Origin of the sequence: Prevotella sp. khp7 (genome assembly GCF_900109055.1) — a bacterium.
Lineage (GTDB): Bacteria > Bacteroidota > Bacteroidia > Bacteroidales > Bacteroidaceae > Prevotella.
Genome location: NZ_FOIV01000004.1, coordinates 172968 through 192216, shown reverse-complemented (window position 1 = coordinate 192216; position 19249 = coordinate 172968). Strand labels below are relative to the sequence as shown.

The following is a 19249-nucleotide window of genomic DNA, read 5'->3' as shown; positions in this document are numbered from 1 at the left end:
AATGCCTAAGATCTTACATACGGCAAGATACGCAGGAACTCCATGGGAAATACTGAAAAGTGTCGTTCCTGAAGGCTTTACCGTTGAAACATTGGAAGAGTTAAGCGATCAATGCTTGCTACGCCAAGCAGTTGATGCTGATTACTTGCTTGTAAGCGGACGTTTGCCGATAGATGAGGGAGTACTTACCGCAGCTAAGCATCTAAAAATGATCCAGCGGACTGGTGTGGGTACTGAAATGCTGGATATCGAAGCCATCAAAAAGCATAATATCTCCGTGTATGTCAATGCTGGTGTTAATGCAAGAAGTGTCGCTGAACATACGATTGCACTGATGCTCGCTTGTTTGAAACGGCTGCCCCAGATTAATGGTGATACTCATAAAGGTGCTTGGAAGAAGCAGCAGCAGGGGTTGACCACACATGAGTTATATGGTAAGACTGTAGCATTAGTTGGCATGGGTAATATAGGACGGACTGTTGCAGCCATGTTGCAGCCGTTTGGTGTGACGATACTTTATACAGACGTTTTCAGACAGAGTTCTGAGGTAGAGAATAAGTTGGGATTGACCTATTGCGAAAGCTTTGAAGGGATGCTGCCAAAAGCTGACATTCTGAGTTTCCACTGTCCATTGACTCCTGAGAATACTGAGATTCTTAACATAAAAACTATGAAACTCCTGAAAACAGGATCTATTGTAGTGAATACAGCAAGAGGCAAACTCATCAATCCAGAAGATTTATACGAGTCATTGAAATCAGGACGTATTTCATCTGTGGCTTTGGATACCCATTATGAGGAACCATTGAAAGATGGTTATAAACTGGCTGAGTTGGATAATGTGATACTGACCCCACATATTGGAGGGTTGAGTTACGAGGCTTTCAAATCCATGATGGTTGGTGCCATGGAGAATATCAAAGCCTTTGAGGAAGGTCGGTTAGAAGAGATTGCAACAAAAAGGTTGGTTTAATATACATTGATTCCAAAGTGAATATAACTGAAGCATTTATTGATGGTCTCATTGCCAAGGCAAATGAGATTCCTCAACCTGTGACAGATCAAGCAAAGAAATGCTTGCTGGACTATTTAGGCGTTTTAATTGGAGGAAGAAAGTATATAAGAGATGCGCATCCCGAACTATTTGATGCGTTCGAAGATGCGGCACCTTATCATGCTCTTGTGAATGGCTTTTGTGCGCATGTGCTAGAATTGGATGACGGTCACAGACATGGGATGATACATCTTGGGGCATCCATTGTTACGGCAGTTTTAGAGGCAACGAAATGTAAGGCTGTTCCATACGAAAAGATACTTTGCGGGATTGTAATGGGCTATGAGGCTGCAGTTCGTTGTGCCCGTTCCATTCAACCCGGTCATAAAGTACGTGGATATCACGTTTCTGGAACTTGTGGAACTATTGGTTCTGCAATGGCTATTGCTTTTGCTTTCGGTTATTCTAAAGAACAAATTAAATCCACTTTGGCTTGTGCCGTTAGTAGTGCTGCTGGCGTATTGGAGATACAGGAACAGGCTTCGGAGATGAAACCATACAATGTGGGAAGGGCTGCGATGGATGGTCTTGTTGCTGCACTGATGGGACGTATGGCTTTGCCGGGGCCAAATGATATACAGGGAGGGAAACGAGGTTTCCTTGCAGCACTGACTGATACTCCTCATTCCGAATATCTGACGGACTTCTCTACTGAAGATTATGCCATAAAAGGTATTTATCAGAAAGTACATGCTGCTTGCCGTCATTGTCATCCGGCTATTGATGCAACTCTTGATATGAGAAGAGATCTGAGGCTACAGCCAGAACAGATTGAGAGAATAGAGGTGCATACCTATAAACTAGCTGTAGGTAGCCACGACCATACAGATATACGCGGTATCAGTTCTGCCAAATTAAGCACTCCTTATGCAGTTGCTCTGGCAATAGTGAGAGGTAGCGCAGGCTATGCAGATTACAACGAGAATAATCTGAATGATTATTGGATTAAGAACCTGACACAGAAGGTTAATGTGGTTGAAGATGAGAATCTTACCGAACAATCACCTGCAGTAAGAGGAGCTAAAGTAGCTATCTACTTGAAAGATGGAGGCGTATTTGAAGCACCATGCCTTTATCCTAAAGGTGAGCCGGAGAATCCATTAACACAAGAAGGACTTGAAGAAAAGTTCCGAGGTCTTGCCATGTATGGCGGGATGACAATTGAAGACTGTAATCAAGTTATTGCAGAAATCAAAAGGGAAAAGCTGGATTTCAACACGATTATTAATTGCTGCAGATTATAATTTGTAATAAAAGTATTAGTTATGGAACCTTTTAAGATTACCGACATCAAGGAAGAAATGATTGAGTTGGGTAAAAAGTTGTATGCAGAGTACGCACAGAAATACTCACCCGAAAGAGTTGAATGGATGCGTAATAGCATTAAGCAACTGGCAACAGAATCTTTAAATAAAGATTTTTCTATAGATGAGCTGTTTTACTTGTCTATTTACGATTACTGGGTATATGGCAATACTATTTCTGAAGAGATATACTTTCATTTTCCGTATAAAACGCATAAAGAAAAGAGTGAGTATATGACTTTTAGATCTCGCTTGAAACTTATGAAAAAGATAAATAATTTTGAAGATTCTTATTTGTTCAATAACAAATATGAGACATATAAGTTGTTTAAGGATAGTTTTAAGAGAGATGTTGTAAAAATAAGTAACGAGTCAGATTACAAATCTTTTGCGGCTTTTGTGGAAAAGCACAGAGAGTTTGTAATTAAACCTACGTCTTCTCATTTGGGAATTGGCGTTCGTAAAATCACAATAGAAACGGATGAGAATATTGCTGAGTTGTTCCACTCACTTTTACAGGAAGGTATAAAACTCTCTACTGATAGTTTTAATAACGACCAATCATTCTTGTTAGAGGAATTGATAGAGCAAGATAATCGTCTAGCAGCAATCCACCCATACTCAGTAAATGGAATTCGAATAACAACACTCCGGCTTGGTAATGAAGTTAAGATACTGTATCCTTGGTTTAAGGTAGGGGCTAATAAGTCTTTTGTAACCAGTGCTGCTTTTGGTACTTATGATGCTGGTATTGACGCGGAGACTGGTATAGTTTATACTGATGGCTATAAGGAGAATGGAGAGCACGACGCAGAACATCCTCTTACTAAAATACGATTTAAAGGGTATCAAATACCTGAATGGAATGAATTGCTTCATTTGGTAAAGAATCTTTCAGATAGGATTCCGACAGTGAGATATATAGGATGGGATATGGTTTTGACTCCGAAAGGATGGTGTATCATGGAAGGTAATTTCACTGGAGATTTTATGTGGCAGATGTTCAATGAAAAGGGATTCAGGAAAGAATTTGAAGCACTAACAGGAATTTGTCAGAATTCAGATTTCTGGTGGCAATAAGAAAATGAACGACAATAATAATTCAAGTTTCAAACGTGTCCTTAATACAAGGGACGTGCTTATGGTCGCCTTTGGGGCGATGATTGGCTGGGGATGGGTTGTTTCGTCTGGCCAATGGATTCAGACCGGTGGTGCTATCGGAACTGCAGTTGCGTTCTGCATAGGCGGTATTATGATTTACCTTGTAGGGCTGACATATGCAGAACTGACAACAGCGATGCCAAAGAGCGGAGGCGAGCAAAACTTTAGTTATGCTGCATTCGGTTCTATAGGCTCATACGTCTGCACATGGGCATTGGTACTTAGTTATATTGGTGTTGTGTGTTTTGAAGCATGCTCTTTTGCTACTATCATGCAATACCTGATACCAGATTTCCTTCAAGGATATTTGTGGTCTGTTGCAGGTTTTGATGTATATCTCTCATGGGTTGCTGTGGCAATTCTTGCCTCGCTATTAATTGTTTACATTAATTATATTGGCACGAAAAGGGCAGCAAAGTTGCAGAATATACTTACCTGTATCATTGCTGGTGTTGGTTTGCTTCTTGTTGCAGGATCTGCGATTAATGGTGATACGGCTAATCTATCCAGCCAACCTTTTGTAGGTGAAACCGGGGGGGGCATTTTTATGAATATCATGAAAGTGGCCATTATGACACCATTCTTCCTGTTCGGTTTTGACGTAATACCACAAGCGGCAGAAGAAATCAACGCTCCTTTGAAGCGGCTTGGTCGATTAATGATTGCATCTATTGGTTTGGCTGTTGTTTTTTATGCCATGGTTGTTGTGGCAATTGGTTACGTGATGAGCCCTGCTGAGGTTGATGCGTCAATGCAAGACACAGGAATGGTAACAGCTGACGCTCTGGCTAAAGCATTTTCGAACCAAGCAATGACAAAGGTGCTGGTTATTGGAGGTCTCTGTGGTATTGTAACAACATGGAATTCATTCCTCATTGGAGGTAGCCGCTTGCTGTTCTCTATGTCAAAATCCCACATGCTTCCTGGAAAGTTCTCGAAATTGCATTCTGAATATAACACCCCATACGTGGCAATTTTGTTTTTGGGATTGCTTTCAATCATAGCTCCCTTGTTTGGAAGAGTTATGCTGGTGTGGATTGTGGATGCAGCCAACTTCGCTTGCTGTTTGGCTTATTGCATGGTGGCCGCCTCTTTCCTCAAACTCCGTAAAACCAAACCAAATCTTACAAGACCATTTAGGGTTAATCACGGAAAGACTATTGGAATTCTTGCGACGATAATGGCGGGATTCATGGCATTGATGTATCTTTTACCGACCACGAGTTGTGCTCTTACATGGCAAGAATGGATTATAGTAGGAGGATGGGCATTAATAGGAATTGTGCTCGGAGTTCGAAGTAAAATGCTATATAAAGATAATTTTGCTTCAGGAATGGATATTTATTAATCAAGGAACAGAAATGAAAAAAATATTATTAGGCATCGTTTTAGTCTTTGCTTTTGTAATAGAGACATTTGCACAGGTACCATATTATGGGGCAACAGTAGGCAAAGAACATTTTTTTGGCTATCATTCATTGAAAGTGAGGCCAGGTATTAACAACCAACGTACATATACGACTTTGCAATATGGTGTGAATGATTGGTTCTCTATTGGAACCGACCTTACCACAGGTCCTGATGAAAAGTTCATTGGATATTATCTACGTGTAGGTAAAAAGTTCAGCCAATGGTTTAGTGCTGGCATCCAGTCTGCTCCAACATTTGATCTTGATGATAGCCACAAATTTGGTTATCTTAATACTGGGTTCTTTATGAATGGTGATATTACAAAGGATGGTAAACTGTTCTGGACAACAAACACCTGGCATACTATTGACAAAGATGGTGAGAACACTTTTGATCAATATTGGTACTTGGCAGGAAAGTTGCCAACGGGAAAGAATAGTAGTTTCTGGCCACATATTGGTTTAACTCATTCATGGAAATTCAATGAAGATCCCGATTTAGCAGCAGGTTTCTTCTATGTTTACAAGCAGTATAGTTTCTATATCTGGGGAAACGACTTCTTTAAAGAGCATCCAAGATTGACATTTGCAATTGACTTTACATTTTAATATGAGAGAGATTCAAATACCGATAAGCGAAGATGTTGTAGCAAGTCTTAATGTTGGCGATGTAGTTTCCATTTCAGGCTACATATTCTGTGGTCGTGATGCTGTGCTGCCTCGTATCTGCAAGGAACTTGAGGCTGGTACATGGAACAAACGAGGGATTGATTTGAAGGGTGGCGTGATATTTCACACGGCTGTGAGTCCCGCAGGAGTAGGTCCTACTTCCAGTAACAAGTTGGAAATAGAGGGCAGTTTTGAGACTCTCTCCAAGTTAGGTGGTATCAAGATGCATCTTGGTAAGGGTGCCATCAAGCCAGAGACAGTGAAGATGCTGGCAGAGAATAATGCAGTTTTTGCCATTATCCCCCCTGTAACCGCCCTCTTGGAAAGCCAAACCCTTGAACGAGAGTGTGTGGCATGGCCGGAACTTGGGATGGAGGCTCTGTATAGAATCAAAGTTGGTAATTATCAGGCTATTATTGCCGCTGCTAAAGGAAGGAGTGTTTATGAGTAACATTATTGAAAAAGTAGCGGACTGTTTGGTCAGGGCTGGTTCAACATTCCGTGAAGACCAGAAAGAAGCATATCGCAAGGCAATAGCAGATGAGCAAATAGAAAGCTCATGCTGGGTTGTGAAACAAGTGCTGGACAATGCGCTTGTGGCAGAGAAAAGGCGTAGTCCGTTGTGTGATGATACTGGTATTCCCCATCTATTTTTGGAGGTGGGCCCCAATAAGTGTGTGACTGGCGCTCTACTGGAAGAGATAAAAGAAGGAGTTCGCCAAGGTTTAAGACAATTGCCTGGCCGCCCCATGGCTATTAAGGGTGGTGATTATGCTCGTATTGACCAGAGTGGTGGATTGGATGAAGACAGTGGTGCGCTAGCTCCTTCTCCTATCATTATTAAACCAGTTGATGAAGATGTTCTGAGGTTGACTGTTTTAATGCTTGGTGGAGGCCCTGCCATACGTGGTATAACTCAGAGAGTGTTCCATAAACATAGTGTTGATGTGGTGATTGAGGAGATTGTGAATAGAGCCAAACCTGCTGTCAGTCAGTTAGGCTGTTCCCCTTGTACCTTGGCTATAGGTATTGGTAGAAGTCAGTTTGAGGCTACCAGTTTGATGATGGAAGCAATGGCAAAGGGCGACTTTGGCAAGCAGAGTGATTTTGAAAAGAGAATCACAGATAAGGTCAATGAAGCAAAAGTTGGACCGCTTGGCTTAGGTGGTAAGCATAGCGTTCTGGCTACTTTTGCTAAGATTGGTCCTCAAAGAGCCAGTGGTGTGAGAATAGTTGCCTTAAGGCCTTGCTGTTGCTTTGAGCCTAGAAGGGCAAGCGTGCTGTTGTAATATGGCAGAATCATTAAAAAATAAGACTGCAAAGAAACTAAAATGCCATTTTTATAAACGACGTGGCTGGTTTGCTATGAGTATCACAAAAGATGAACGTTTTGAGGATATTGGGGATGTGAGTCAATGGCGTATCAGATATGGTTGTTGTAATACGGCACTCGTGGAATAATTACTTTAGATGGATATTTTGAGGATAAAGGACGCCATTATGAGAGCACTGCTTCTCTGTGATAAAGGTGTATGAGAATTGGTTTAGAAATATCCTTTGAGTTTTAAGGGAAGTACATAACAGTATAGATATAAAATGATTAGAATTCTTCATTGTGTTACCGATGAGAAGTTTGTTAATTGTATCATAAAGACATTTGATTTCCTTGGAGACAGGTGTCTGAATAGATATATACACGTTGAGAAAGAACATAGAGATTCTTATCGTTATCTTGATAATTTTGAAAAGATTGATTATATGAACTCTTCTTGTTTCCTAGATGAGGTCATTAAATGGAAATGCGATATTGTAATACTTCATAATATTCAGTCTTTGCCATTATCTGTTATTCCACAGATACCATCCAAGGTAACTGTAGTGTGGTTTGCATGGGGTTTTGATATCTATGGCTGTATAGGGTCAAGACCATTGGTGAATGTGCCTTATTCAATAAAACCGGAAACACAACGCCTCCTACGGCAATCATGTAAAGATTATTTATTGCAAAAAGGTAAGTCTGTCTATAAATTTTTTCGCAATGGTAAACTAAAGAATGCTGTGAATCGAGTTGATTTCTTTTCTGGTATCATACCCGAGGAGTATGAGATGATGAAGAAGAATAAATTCTTTAGAGCAAAGCAAATTGAATATAGATATTCATCTCCACAGGCAAATATTACGATGTCGCTTCTTGACACTGCCCCTTTTGTAGATGGTATGGATATTATGATTGGTAATTCAGGAGACCCTACGAATAATCATGCAGATATTTTTCTGAAGTTGGCAGATGTTGAACTCGGTGACAGGCGTGTCGTCGTGCCTTTGAGTTATGGAGGAACACCTAAATATAGAAATCAAATTAAAGAGTTGGGTAAGGAACTCTGGGGTGATAACTTTGTCGCTATTGATGACTATATGCCGTATGAGGATTATCGTAAGACACTTTCTGCATGTTACTTCCGAATATTTGGCCATGAACGCCAACAGGCGTTAGGTAATATTAGGATGGCTTTGCGTGACGGATGTAAGGTGTTTATGTCAGAGAGTTCAATACTTTATAAACACCATACTGAACAGGGAATCAAGATTTATTCAATTCAGCATGACATTAATAGCGAAATGCTTTCTTCGAAAGCTAATCCCGACGAGACTTATCTTAATAGGAGAATTGTTGTTGAAGATACGTTGAGCTCAAAGACAATTGACAGGCTATATAAAATGATTGAAATATTGGAAAAAAAATAAAATGATAATAAGTATTCGTTACTACTTTTGGCGCTTTTTCGAGAAAGTATGCAAGTACTTCTGTGTTTTGAAGATTTCTGAAACGAAGGTCGGTATAAAGATGATGAACGCTAGTTCATTCAGAAAAACAGTGAATAGTGTGCCTTTGGGAGAGATTTATCATACAGATGGAACAGATTTGTATCTCGGCCCCGATTTCTTAAAAGATCCTTATACGTTGTTAAACTGCCCGCTGATAGAAAGTCCACATTTTTATTTTGTAAAGTGTTTATGTGAAGGTGACAACCCTTCTGACACAGATTACATAAAACGCTACCATGCTGGGACTCTTGATGGTCGGATTGGGTATCATCGGATATTTGATTTCTCCGCTTTTTATGAGAAGAACAAAGTATGCAGTGAGAAAATCCTGTCGGGTAAAGTTGAGCCTGTCAAAGTATATGAATGGAATGGGAAAAAATATATATATGATGGGAAACATAGGGCGGCGTTATGTATGTATTACCACATGGATATCCCATATTATCTTTTGGACGGAAAACATTTCTTTGGTGGCGTGACTGGATGTAAGTTAGATATTGCCAGAAAAAAAGAAAAGATGTATAGTAAACATATCGCATTTTTTGAGTCATGAGGTCTGAAAATACGGTATCATCTTCGATGATATATAAGGTGTTGGAACGCTATTCAGTCATGTCTTTCCAACTTCTAGTGCAGATTGTTATTGCACGCATTCTATCACCATCAGAATATGGTATAGTTGCCATGATGGTGGTTTTTACCAATATCGCAGGTATATTTATCAATAATGGTTTCAATATGGCCATTGTGCAGAAAAAAGAGGCAGATAGTATAGATTATAGCACAGGGTTTACTATTAATTTGGCAATAGGCTTTTTCTTTTATGTCCTTTTGTTTTCAGGAGCCCCTTTTATTGAAAGATTCTATGCCGAAGAAGGTATGTGCGAGAGTCTGCGAGTCTTGGCTCTACTGCTTATTCCTGGGTCACTGAATTCTATTCAGATAGCAATTGCGACTCGTGAGATGAAGTTCCAAAAGTTGTTGAAGTGTAATGTTACAGCAAGCGTATCTTCTGGGGTTTTGGGCGTTATCGCAGCTTTCATAGGATTAGGGTATTGGGCACTTATCGTCCAGCAACTGAGTCAGAGCATTATTCTTTCCTTGGTTTTACTTGGAATAATGGATTGGAAACCATCTTTTGGATTTGATAAGTTGAAGGCACATGAGATGTTTTCCTTTGGGTGGAAGATCCTTGCAGCAGGACTTCTGAATACAATCTATTCCCAATTAAATAATTTGGTTATAGGAAAGAAATATACGTCAGCTAACTTGGCATATTATTCTAAAGGCGCACAATTACCTCATGTTCTTGTAACGGGTGTTGATACATCAATAAAATCTGTTATTTTTTCCGCATTGTCAAAAAAACAGGATGATATAAAAGCCCTCCACAGTCTTCTTTATAAATCGATAAATATAAATTCATATGTATTGTTCTTTTGCCTTGGAACCTTGTCTGTAATAGCCAAACCTCTTGTGGTTGTACTTTTAACAGAGAAATGGCTTCCTCTTTTACCTTTTTTGTATATTTGCTGTTTCACGATGGCTTTTCATCCTATTGCGTCGGCACAAGTTCAAGCCATCACTGCTGTAGGAAGAAGTGATGTTCGACTGAAGATTGAGATCTTGAAAAAAACCATTGGAGTATTGTTGCTGATAATTGCTATTCATATGGATTATGGGCCAATGGGAATTGCTGTTAGTGCCGCGATTACAAGTATTTTAAGTGTCATTATAGGTGCTGTGGCTTGTAGATTGACCGTGAAATATCCTCTTAGATACATCATTCGCGATATAGTTCCTATTATTGCGATTACCGCTTTTATGGTTGGCTGCGCATTCCCTTTGTTTTGCTGGCTTAATCTAAATGTTTATTTTACGATATTATTAGGCATCCTTCTATGTGCTTTGTTATATTGGATTGCATCTTCTTTATTTAAGATATTTGGATATTGTTATATTAAATCGATGATTCTAAACAATCCGCTAACACATAAATTTATTAAGAAAAGGGAATGGTAAAAGTTAGTGTTATAATTCCGACATACCATCGTGCTGAGTGTGTTTGCCGTGCTGTTGATAGTGTTTTGGCTCAAACACTGAAAGATATAGAAATAATTGTTGTTGATGATAATGGCATAAATACTGAGTCAGGAAAGCAGACCGCTGATATGATGAAACGTTATAAAGATACGAAGAATATTATCTATCTTCGCCATGACGTTAATAAGAATGGGGCTGCAGCTCGGAATACGGGGATAAGACATGCAACTGGTGAATATATCTCATTTCTTGATGATGATGATATTTATTTGCCTGAACGATTGGAGTTGATGACCAAATGTCTGGATGAAAAAGGCGCAGATTATGGTGCCTGCTATACTGCCTATATCAAGCATATGCGAAATGGTAAAATACAACGTTCGCAGGAAAAGGTTGAAGATGATGTTTATGTTCGGGCTCTGATGCGTTCATTTTATCATGGATCAGGTTCTAATCTTTTTTATAGAAAGAGTGCTGTAGATGATATCGGCTTATTTGATGAGTCTTTTTTGCGGAATCAGGATTTAGAATATAATCTCCGAATACTCGAAAAATATAAGGTTGCATATGTTGATGAGCCTTTGATGGAAATTTTTTTTGATTTCAGAACGGTGTCATTCACTTATCAGCAGTCATTTGATCGGGAAATGAGCTTTAGAAAGAGTTTTCAATCACATATAGATAAATTGTCTCCTATAGACAAACGTAATGTCGAAGCAATGTATGATATCGATTGGACTCGTTATCTTGTTTCACATAGACACTATAAGAGAGCTTTTAAGAATATCTGTAAATCAAAAATACCGCTAATTGTTTGGATTAAGTATATGATATATTTGTTAGATAGATATGCTCATAATACGTCCTACAGTTTTGTACCTAACATTCAGAAGAAATACTAATGGTTGCACAACGAAAATCCATATTTGATAATCTAAGAAAATCAGAGGCGTATATTATTACTGCTTATTCTATCTTGGTCTTGTTTTTTGCGACAAGAATGCAAGATGGGCCTTTGGTGGCAATATCGCTGCTTTTTTCATTCCTGGGTTTTTTTAGACATCGTGGTATGGCACTTGGAGCCATTATTATTTCGGGCCCATTTGTTTCATTGCTTTCCACGGGTTTTTATTATACCTTAGCTTTTGTTCCATTTTTGCTTTCATCATTCATAGATGTTTTTAAGCGGAAAAAACGTTCAAAGCTATTTGGTGTTTATCTGTTATGTCTTTCTATAGTCCTGATCTCATTCGCTTTTGGATATAAACCAGATGGTGTAACTCTTGCTCTGCAAATTATCTGTATGACCATCTTCTTTACGATTTCCGAGTCTTTTACAAGTAAAGATGTCCCAATTGTAATTTTCTCATATATATGCAGTGCTGTGCTTGTATGTCTTTTTTTATATGCAGGCGGACTCGAATCTATGACTGGACGTTTGACTTTTGGCGAAAATGTTAAAACGATGGCTTTTCTATGTGCCATCCCAATGTCTTTCCTTTTGTTTTCATTTATAGGCAAGGTTTACTTGTTTGAGAACCTTAAGAAACGCTACATCGTCAAGATAATTGATGGCGCACTTTTATTACTCTTTCTATTGGTTACTTTTATGACCTTAGCTAGAGGATTGATGCTGGCATTAGCCTTGGGCGTTATTTTATTGGCCTTGCTTTCCCCCAAAAGCATTAAATCTTCAATAGTACTTGTGTTAGTGGCAGCCTTAACGCTTGTGGCATATATTTATATAGAGTCGTTGGGTCTCTTCAGAACCGAACGCCTTTTCGAATATGAAGAATTTGAAACTGGAAATGGTAGAACAGAAATTTGGATAGATCATTTAAATAAGATAAGTTCTCTTGGAGAACAATATATTATATTGGGAACTGGCCCTGGAAATATTGCCCGAATATCTTCCTCGGATGCGTATGCTCATTCCATGATATTTGACTATTACTTCTCATATGGAGTCATCGGCTTCCTTGTCTTTATACTAATAGAGTTCTTGGTTCTAAGGAGATTGTATATAAAGACTAACATAATACCTTTTGTGATAGTTGTTACTTTTTTAATTGCATATGCTACTCACGGAGGTGCAGCTAATCCTCCTTTTTTCATATTGCAAGCGTTGATGTTGGCCAGTATAAATAATAACTTATTGAAAAGATAAACCTAAATATGAGGAAAAAAATAATAAGGGCTGTCACATCCTCTCATTCTATTGATTTCTATAAACCTTTTGTGAAAGATATGCAAGTTTGTGGATTTGATGTCGTGTCTTTATCTTCTCCTGGTCAGGAACAAAAAGAACTTGCGGATATGGGCGTTAAGGTTTTGAGCGTCCCCATGGAAAGACGCATATCTATTATGAGTGATATAAAGTCTTTGTTTAGCATAATTAGGATAATTAAAGAAGAAAAACCCACAATAGTGCATTCGATGACTCCCAAAGCAGGCCTGTTATGTATGATGGCAGCATACTTGACTAGGGTGCCAATCAGAATTCATACTTTTACAGGTTTGGTATTCCCGACTTCTACAGGCCTTAAGCGCAAGATCCTGATGTTGACTGATTCTATCACATGTGCGTGCGCAACCCATATTATTCCTGAGGGTGAGGGCGTGAAAAGCGATCTCGTCAATAATGGTATTACAAAGAAACCAATGAGGGTCTTGGGATATGGTAATGTCCGAGGAGTCGATATGGAGCATTTCTCACGTAGGCCAGAGGTGATGAAACTATCGGAAAGTATACGGAATGATTCTCTTTTAACTTTTCTTTTTGTAGGACGAATAGTAAGAGATAAAGGTATAAATGAGTTGTGCCAGGCAATGGATAGGCTTTCTGGATTTGTCCCTGCAAGATTAATTCTTGTGGGACGTTATGAGGAAACACTTGACCCTATATCTGATGAGTCTCGAGATATTATTGATAAGAATCCGTCTATTGAGTATGTTGGTCCCAAGCTTGGTGATGAACTACTTGCATATTATGCAGCAGCTGATTGTTTTGTATTCCCCAGCTATAGAGAAGGATTCCCGAATACGGTTTTAGAAGCAGGAGCAATGGGCCTGCCTTCAATCGTTACGGATATTAATGGCTCTCGTGAGATTATTCGCCAAGATGAAAACGGCGTCATCATTCCTTCGAAGAATGTGAACGCGCTGTTTGATGCAATGGTGAATATGGTGAGAGATAAGGCTGCTCGGGAAAGAATGGCAGATAATGCTCGTAGGATGGTGGCTGAGCGATTTGAACAAGGATTCGTCAGGCAATGCCTCCTCGACTTTTATAATGAAATCTTGTAAGCACTTACGATAAATTAGATGTTGTACGATGTAGCTCATTTTATAAAAGACAAGTTCGGAGAGTTGAGAGATTATAAGTGGCTTTATCCGTTCTTATCACTTTTTCAACTGTTAACTATTCATTATGAACAGACGTAAAGTAAGAGAGTGTATAGAACTCTTCACACCCCTGTGTTTCAGTTGGCTGTATATACCACATCTCCTTTGTTATTCACTTATGGACAGAAGAAAACTGAATGCAGACCTCGACCGTCTGGTAGAAAAGACCTCTATCAGGATGCCGAGAGTGGTGTTGTTGCTGAATAAGCTACACCACGATGCATACTTCCGCACCATTTTCTATCACCGTATAGGATTAACGATGAAGTTGCTGATAGGCTGGTACAGAAAAGGATCACCAACATTCATTATCCCCTCCAGTTTAAAAATAGGAGGAGGGTTATATGCTCCGCACTGTTATGCCACCGTACTTAATGCTGCTTCAATTGGAGAAAACTTCACAGTGCTCCAATGTACAACGCTCGGAAGAAAAAATGGCAAGAGACCTGTTATTGGAAATAATGTGTCTATAGGCGCAAACGTAAATGTTATTGGTGGTGTAACCATCGGGGATTATACAACCGTTGGTGCTGGAAGTGTTGTTACAAAAGATACCCCCCCCATTCGATCGTTGCAGGTGTGCCTGCGAAGGTTATAAAAATGAAGGAGAACCATTAGTTGCTTTGATTATCTCAAAACTAATCAATAGGAAGTCGTTCTTGATGTTCTTGGTGAAGGACTGTGAAGAGATAGTTGATAATACATTTTTTTATTTATGCATTGTGATGTCATTATAACATATTGTTGGAATCGGGTCGGCTATAATATTCTGAGAAGTTTGTCCTCGCATGGATTAAGAGTTATAGTTGCTGATACTTCGACTAAAAATATATGTAGCCTGTCAAAATATAATTCAGGTTACTTTATATATCCGGACCCTTTTACTGAAGAGGACGCTTTTATAGAGTGTCTTGTCAATAAAATAAATGAACTTCAGCCGAAAGTGTTATTACCTACACATGACGAGAGTGTCGTCATTATGCGGAATAGACACAGATTCCCTCATGATTTGGTAATTCCCTATGTACATGAAAGGCTGCTTCTGGAAATGGCAGATAAGGCAGAATCCTCCCAAAAGGCACAACAGGCAGGAGTCCCTATTCCTGAGTTATATCATCATGTTGAAGATGTACACTCTTATCCTGTGGTATTTAAAACTGCAATTGGAAATTCTGCGAAAAGTGTGTTCTTTCCAGAGAGTAAAGAGGAACTGGAAAAGTTAATAGATGCTCATCAGGGGAGAAAAACGATGATAGAAGAATTCATTGGAGGAACGGACTATAGTGTTGATTGTGTGCGTTGGAATGGATTCTGGCAATCATCAGTTTACCAGGCATTAGTAACTAAGACTAAAGGTGGGGGCACGACAACTCAAAGGATAATCGTGGATATGCCTGAGTTAGAGATGTATGCTAAACGTCTGCTTGATTACGTCGACTATCAGGGAGTATGTGGCTTGGACTTTAGGTATGATAACAATACAGGGAGAGTTGCTTATATAGAAACGAATGCTCGTTTTACAGGTGGCTTGGCAACTCCAATAAAGGCTGGCTTTGACATTCCATGGGTTTTGTACAAGTTATCAACGGAAGGCAAGTATGAGGAACCTATTCGTATAAAGGTCGGAACTAAAACAAAATGGATTTTGGGTGATATCATCACTTTAGTGGGAAGAGCCATGACTTTAAATCTATCAAAAGCCGAGATGAAACAGGTATTCTCGTTTAAGGGCTTTGATGGTTTTGATGACTTCTATATGGATGATAAGAAGGCAATCCTTGGTGAAATGATTTATTATTTTGAGAAGTTGATAAAGAACGGGAAATTAAATCCATAATAATGATTTCCAAATTTATTTTCGATAGAACCTGGGGCTTTCTGGGCTTGCTGCTCCTGTGGCCGGTGATGCTTGTCGTGGCCATTCTGATAAAGGTGAAGATGCCCGGAGGGCCTGTGCTCTTTACTCAGAAAAGGGTGGGGAGGCATGGCAGACTCTTTACCATGCATAAGTTCCGCTCGATGACGGTAGCGCATCATGGCTCGTCGGTGTCTGTGGCTGGCGAGGCGCGCATCACGCCTCTGGGGGCGACGCTTCGCAGGTATAAGCTGGATGAGTTGCCCGAGCTGTGGGATGTGCTGATTGGGAACATGAGCTTTGTGGGGCCACGTCCCGATGTGCCGGGATATGCCGACCTGTTGCAGGGGGAGGCCCGTCGTATATTAGAACTCCGTCCTGGTGTCACTGGCCCTGCCAGTCTGAAGTACCGGGATGAGGAGGATCTGTTAGCCAAGGTGGATAATCCGCAGGAGTATAATGACACCGTGATCTTCCCGGATAAGGTGAGGATCAACCTGTATTATCTGAATCATTACTCTTTTGCAAAGGATTTCCAGATGATTCTCTGCACCATCTTTGGTAAGAAGATGGAGTATGGAGGGGAACTGATATAATCATGCACGTCGTATTAGACCTTTTGCATATTCGCACTCCTATTTATATGGGAATTGCTAATATGGCCTATAACCTGGCAAAAGGATTCCATGATTATTCAAAGTGTCAGGTCTCTGTCCTGGTGTGGGCGGAGATGTCTGGGTTTATCGCTGGCGCGATAGACAGGGAGATGCATCAGATTGTATTGCCTGACAGACTTAAGGATGTTCCAAGGTATAGAAGGGGACTGTGCCCTTCTCGTGTGAAGGAGCTGCTGGCAGAAAACAAGGTGGATGTCATCCTGACCACGTATTTTAACCTCTCTTCATACGTATATCCTAAAGCATATCATCAGATTTGTGTTGTACATGATATGCAGCCCTTCAAGAATGAATTGGATGAGAGCCACTATTACAGGGCTCTGAAATGGCTCTTGCAGTCTGTAGCTTATTATCGCCTTGTCCCGCATATCGTGACGATATCGCAATATGTGAGAGGGGATGTCAGACGATATAGCGGGAAAGAGTCTGTCGTGATATATAACAGCATCAGTGAGAGGACTGTCGGGGAGCGAAAGATAAAGGAGATAGAGAACATCCCGTATATCCTCGATGTAAATACTTTCTGGAAGTACAAGAATACAGAGAGGCTCATCCTTGCTTTCTGTGCCATTAAAGACCGGATACCGCATCATCTGTACTTGAAAGGCGTTAATGACAACGAGGACCGATATGAGGATCTGTCTGTGTTCATCGACAGGTTAGGGGTGAAGGATAGGGTGATCCTTGATATCTCAAATCGTTCAGAGGAGGAGATGAATTATCTGTATAGTCATGCCAGCCTGTTTGTCTCACCCTCGCTGAGGGAGGGCTTCGGCCTGACGCCTATAGAGGCTTCTCTTCACAAGGTGCCTGTGGTGGTGTCGGATATTGAAACGCTCCTTGAGGTGACGGATGGCATGGTGGATAGCTTTGATCCCAAGTCGGTGGAGTCGATGGCGGAGGTGATGCTGAATGCTTTGCAACATCCTCCCTCGCCTGCGGAGCTGGAAGGAATAGCGGCCTACTATAAGGAGAAGTATTCCTGCAAGCGCCAGACTGACGCTTATATGCGGTTTGTTGAATCTGTGGCGAATATGAAAACTTAATATGAAGCGCTCTGCTTTCTTCCTCAATCATCCGAGACAGGTTATATCGGGTGGTCATAAATACAATGATGCGCTGCTGAACTGTCTGGAAGCGTATCATGATGTGGATACAGTCACAATGCCGCGATGTGCGGAGGTGTATCCCTCATGGAGGAAAGCCTATGCGCCGTTGGCAGAACTGAAATGGATTAAGGCGGTGAAGCGCCATGACCTTGTGTTCATGGACGATTCTTGTTTCCGATACCATCTCCTGCTGCTGTTGGTGCTGAGAATACTCAGAAGAGGAGTCCCCATTGTGATCATTCACCATTTCCCTTATTTGAATGACAGGGGGCTGACAAGGATTGTTAATTTCGTCTGGCAATATATCTACTACGCTTTATGCCGGTTCCTGATTGTCCCAAGTCCGTACACGCTGGATGTAGCCAGGAAACTTTACCCCGGGAAACGGATCTTCTATATTCCTATCCCGTTTGAGAATAGGTTCGAGACCTCAGACGATGAGGTGGAAGGGCGTTTGCTGTTCGTCGGGACTGTTGAAAGAAGAAAGGGACTCCATTACCTGATCAGGGCGTTGGCGGATGTTAAGAAAAGGGTGCCGTCTGTGCATCTGGATATCGTCGGTAAGATAGTGGATAAATCGTATTATCGTAAGCTGGTTGACGATATCACTCGCCATCAGCTGCAGACGGCCGTCAGTTTCAGAGGCCGTGTCTCTGATGAGGCGTTGGATGAGATATACCGTAAGGCAGAGGTGTTTGTTTTTCCTTCTCTGCTCGAGGGTTACGGGATGGTGCTGATCGAAGCCATGAGCCATGGCCTGCCTGTCGTGGCCTTTGACAACTCGGCTATGCCGTACACCATACAGCATGGCGTTAACGGCTTGTTGGCTGAGAACAGGGATGCAGAAGCTCTGGCTGGTCGCATCAGGGAGATTGTGGGGAACCGGGAACTGCGTCAGAAGCTGCAACAAGGCATGAGAACAACAGTCGGCTCATTGAAGACGCAATCGGATTTTGAGATGGCAATCTCGAAAATGATACAGTATCTAAAATGAACACAAGATATCTGATTCGTTTGGATGATGCGAGTCCTTTTATGGATTGCCGGAAATGGCAAAGGATAGAGGATATGCTCGACAGGTTTCATATCAGACCTCTTGTCGGTATTATCCCTGCTAACATTGATCCGGATACGATAATAGAGCCTGAGGACCCGCAATTCTGGGATAAGGCACATCGCTGGAAGCAGAAGGGATGGAGCATCGCCTTGCATGGCTATAACCATGTCATTGTGTCAACCGACGGCATGAAGGGCATTAACCCTTTCTGGTGCAGGTCTGAGTTCGCTGGCTTACCTCTTGAGGCACAGCGTGAGAAGATCGGAAAGGGATACTCGATCTTGAAAGAGCATGGAGTTGAACCAGAATATTTCTTTGCGACAAGTCATACCTTTGATGAGTATACTCTGGAGGCGTTGAGGGCTGAGACGGATATACGTGTCATTAGCGATACGATAGCGTTGAAACCCTACGAGTACAAGGGCTTCGTGTTTATCCCCCAGATAATAGGCCATTGCGTGAAGATGCCTGTAAGGGGCCTTTTCACGTTTTGTTTCCATCCCAATGATATGGATGACAGGGCTTTTGCTCGTCTGGAGTCGTTTTTGGAAAAACATCATCAGGCCTTCATGTCTTTTGATGAGATAGACGTCTCGAAGGTTACAAAGGTCTCTATGGCCGACCTGATGATAAGGAAATGCTTCTTTGCCTATAGAAAGCTAAGGGGCATAGCTGATTAG

Annotated in this window: 20 protein-coding genes; all 20 read left to right on the top strand. The window is 40.9% G+C overall.

What is annotated here, in order from left to right:
* The first annotated feature begins 1 nt into the window (after position 1).
* The 20 genes from BMX82_RS11200 to BMX82_RS11110 all read left to right on the top strand — a co-directional run bounded on the left by BMX82_RS11200 (position 2) and on the right by BMX82_RS11110 (position 19249).
* Positions 2-973, top strand: coding sequence for a 2-hydroxyacid dehydrogenase (locus BMX82_RS11200; protein ID WP_091769041.1), 972 nt, complete (start codon positions 2-4; stop codon positions 971-973).
* A gap of 17 nt (positions 974-990) precedes the next feature.
* Complete coding sequence (locus BMX82_RS11195; RefSeq protein ID WP_177172092.1) at positions 991-2298, top strand: MmgE/PrpD family protein; 1308 nt, start codon at positions 991-993, stop codon at positions 2296-2298.
* Positions 2299-2319: 21 nt separating this feature from the next.
* Positions 2320-3438: a sugar-transfer associated ATP-grasp domain-containing protein gene (locus tag BMX82_RS11190; protein ID WP_091769036.1), complete on the top strand. Its 1119-nt coding sequence runs from the start codon at positions 2320-2322 to the stop codon at positions 3436-3438.
* A 4-nt stretch (positions 3439-3442) separates the two neighbouring features.
* Positions 3443-4867: an APC family permease gene (locus BMX82_RS11185; protein WP_091769033.1), complete on the top strand. Its 1425-nt coding sequence runs from the start codon at positions 3443-3445 to the stop codon at positions 4865-4867.
* 13 nt (positions 4868-4880) lie between these two features.
* A complete protein-coding gene (locus tag BMX82_RS11180) occupies positions 4881-5537 on the top strand; it encodes a hypothetical protein (RefSeq protein WP_143058364.1) in 657 nt (218 codons plus the stop codon).
* A 1-nt stretch (position 5538) separates the two neighbouring features.
* A complete protein-coding gene (locus BMX82_RS11175) occupies positions 5539-6048 on the top strand; it encodes a fumarate hydratase C-terminal domain-containing protein (RefSeq protein WP_091769027.1) in 510 nt (169 codons plus the stop codon).
* Positions 6041-6886: a fumarate hydratase gene (locus BMX82_RS11170; protein ID WP_091769024.1), complete on the top strand. Its 846-nt coding sequence runs from the start codon at positions 6041-6043 to the stop codon at positions 6884-6886. Before BMX82_RS11175 ends, BMX82_RS11170 begins: the two co-directional genes overlap by 8 nt.
* Before the next feature lies 1 nt (position 6887).
* Positions 6888-7058 (top strand): hypothetical protein, encoded by a 171-nt coding sequence (locus BMX82_RS13065; protein ID WP_177172091.1) that lies wholly within the window; start codon positions 6888-6890, stop codon positions 7056-7058.
* Positions 7059-7193: 135 nt separating this feature from the next.
* Complete coding sequence (locus BMX82_RS11165; protein ID WP_091769021.1) at positions 7194-8342, top strand: TDP-N-acetylfucosamine:lipid II N-acetylfucosaminyltransferase family protein; 1149 nt, start codon at positions 7194-7196, stop codon at positions 8340-8342.
* Positions 8343-8442: 100 nt separating this feature from the next.
* Positions 8443-8976 (top strand): hypothetical protein, encoded by a 534-nt coding sequence (locus BMX82_RS11160; RefSeq protein WP_143058363.1) that lies wholly within the window; start codon positions 8443-8445, stop codon positions 8974-8976.
* A gap of 41 nt (positions 8977-9017) precedes the next feature.
* A complete protein-coding gene (locus tag BMX82_RS11155; RefSeq protein ID WP_177172090.1) occupies positions 9018-10445 on the top strand; it encodes a lipopolysaccharide biosynthesis protein in 1428 nt (475 codons plus the stop codon).
* Positions 10439-11368 (top strand): glycosyltransferase family 2 protein, encoded by a 930-nt coding sequence (locus BMX82_RS11150; RefSeq protein ID WP_091769012.1) that lies wholly within the window; start codon positions 10439-10441, stop codon positions 11366-11368. The genes BMX82_RS11155 and BMX82_RS11150 overlap by 7 nt, the downstream gene beginning before the upstream one ends.
* The gene (locus BMX82_RS11145) at positions 11368-12633 is read left to right on the top strand and encodes an O-antigen ligase family protein (protein WP_091769009.1); all 1266 of its coding nucleotides are present in this window, start codon (positions 11368-11370) and stop codon (positions 12631-12633) included. The genes BMX82_RS11150 and BMX82_RS11145 overlap by 1 nt, the downstream gene beginning before the upstream one ends.
* An 8-nt stretch (positions 12634-12641) precedes the next feature.
* Positions 12642-13772, top strand: coding sequence for a glycosyltransferase family 4 protein (locus tag BMX82_RS11140; RefSeq protein WP_091769006.1), 1131 nt, complete (start codon positions 12642-12644; stop codon positions 13770-13772).
* A 217-nt stretch (positions 13773-13989) separates the two neighbouring features.
* The gene (locus tag BMX82_RS11135; protein ID WP_091769003.1) at positions 13990-14469 is read left to right on the top strand and encodes an LbetaH domain-containing protein; all 480 of its coding nucleotides are present in this window, start codon (positions 13990-13992) and stop codon (positions 14467-14469) included.
* A gap of 450 nt (positions 14470-14919) precedes the next feature.
* Positions 14920-15708, top strand: coding sequence for an ATP-grasp domain-containing protein (locus BMX82_RS11130; RefSeq protein ID WP_317039598.1), 789 nt, complete (start codon positions 14920-14922; stop codon positions 15706-15708).
* A 2-nt stretch (positions 15709-15710) separates the two neighbouring features.
* The gene (locus BMX82_RS11125; RefSeq protein WP_091768997.1) at positions 15711-16322 is read left to right on the top strand and encodes a sugar transferase; all 612 of its coding nucleotides are present in this window, start codon (positions 15711-15713) and stop codon (positions 16320-16322) included.
* A 47-nt stretch (positions 16323-16369) separates the two neighbouring features.
* A complete protein-coding gene (locus tag BMX82_RS11120) occupies positions 16370-17449 on the top strand; it encodes a glycosyltransferase family 4 protein (RefSeq protein WP_177172089.1) in 1080 nt (359 codons plus the stop codon).
* A 1-nt stretch (position 17450) separates the two neighbouring features.
* On the top strand, positions 17451-18506 hold the full coding sequence (locus tag BMX82_RS11115; RefSeq protein ID WP_091768990.1) for a glycosyltransferase family 4 protein: 1056 nt from the start codon (positions 17451-17453) through the stop codon (positions 18504-18506).
* Positions 18503-19249 (top strand): DUF2334 domain-containing protein, encoded by a 747-nt coding sequence (locus BMX82_RS11110; RefSeq protein WP_091768987.1) that lies wholly within the window; start codon positions 18503-18505, stop codon positions 19247-19249. The genes BMX82_RS11115 and BMX82_RS11110 overlap by 4 nt, the downstream gene beginning before the upstream one ends.